At 75.3% G+C, this 1,019-nt stretch carries 3 protein-coding genes; all 3 read left to right on the plus strand.

What is annotated here, in order from left to right; all coding sequences use genetic code 11:
• Nucleotides 1-130: 130 nt before the first annotated feature.
• The 3 genes from HUX53_RS35380 to HUX53_RS35390 all read left to right on the plus strand — a co-directional run bounded on the left by HUX53_RS35380 (nt 131) and on the right by HUX53_RS35390 (nt 940).
• Nucleotides 131-397, plus strand: a complete 267-nt coding sequence (locus HUX53_RS35380; RefSeq protein WP_217920290.1) for a monovalent cation/H+ antiporter complex subunit F — start codon at nt 131-133, stop codon at nt 395-397.
• A gap of 141 nt (nt 398-538) precedes the next feature.
• Nucleotides 539-685 (plus strand): hypothetical protein, encoded by a 147-nt coding sequence (locus HUX53_RS43225; RefSeq protein WP_369009230.1) that lies wholly within the window; start codon nt 539-541, stop codon nt 683-685.
• 102 nt (nt 686-787) lie between these two features.
• The gene (locus HUX53_RS35390; protein ID WP_176407635.1) at nt 788-940 is read left to right on the plus strand and encodes a hydrogenase subunit MbhD domain-containing protein; all 153 of its coding nucleotides are present in this window, start codon (nt 788-790) and stop codon (nt 938-940) included.
• The last annotated feature ends 79 nt before the right edge of the window (nt 941-1,019 follow it).

Raw genomic sequence — 1,019 nt, forward strand, 5'->3', positions numbered from 1 at the left:
GCACCTACGTCGGCGGCGTCGACCCCGGCCGGGGCCTGGTGCGCGTCCACCGCCTCGTCCCCGGACCGTCCCCGTTCGAGCGGCGGCTGCGCGCCGCCGGCCTCGTCGGCGGCCCCGGCGGGGAGGCGCTGTGACCACCGACGCGGTGAACACCGCGGTCCCCGCCCTCGCCCTCATGGCCGGGGCGCTGCTGCCGGCGCTGCTGGCGATGCTGCGCGGCCGTCCCGCCACGCGGCTGGCCGGGCTCATCGTCACCGGGCCGCTGGTCACCCTCGTGCTGGTGCTGCTGGCCGCCGCCTACGGCCGGCCCGCCTACCTGGACGTGGCGCTGGTGCTGGCGCTGCTGTCGTTCGCCGGGTCGCTGGTGTTCGCCCGGTTCCTCAGCCGGACCCTGTGAGACGCCCCGCGGAGGGAAGCCCCCGATGAGCCTTGACCTGCTGGCCGACGCGCTGACCTGGGCGGGCGCCGCGGGTGAGCGGCAGCCGCCGCCCGCCTGCACACCGTCGCGCCCGTCACCGTCCTGGCCGCGCCGCTGCTGATCGCCGGGACGGCGCTGCGGCCCTGGTCGTCCTGGCACGACGTCGCCAAGCTCGCCGTCATCGCCGTGCTGCTCACCGCGACCGGCCCGCCGGCCGTGATCACCGCCGGGCAGGCCGTCGAACGCGCCGCCGGCAGATCGGAGTGAACCCGCCGTGAGCACCCAGTCCGCGGACGCGCTGTCGGGGCCGCTCGCCGACGCGCTCATCGCCGCCGCCCTCGCCCTGACCGCGCTCATGGCCACCGCGGTGTGCTGACCCGCCGCACCGTCCGGCAGGCGATCGTGCTGTCCGGTTACGGGATGGTGCTGGGCCTGCTGTTCCTCATCCTGCAGGCCCCCGCCGTCGCCATGTCCCAGCTCGGCGTCGGCCCCGACCTGGTCCTGTCCCTTATAACCATCTGACGGCGCCGCCGACCAGGCTCGCTGTAGGCCAGGTCGTCGCCCTACTCATGCACACAATAAGTACCCACGAACCACCCAA

The organism is Actinomadura sp. BRA 177, from assembly GCF_013372625.1.
Taxonomy (GTDB): Bacteria; Actinomycetota; Actinomycetes; order Streptosporangiales; family Streptosporangiaceae; genus Spirillospora.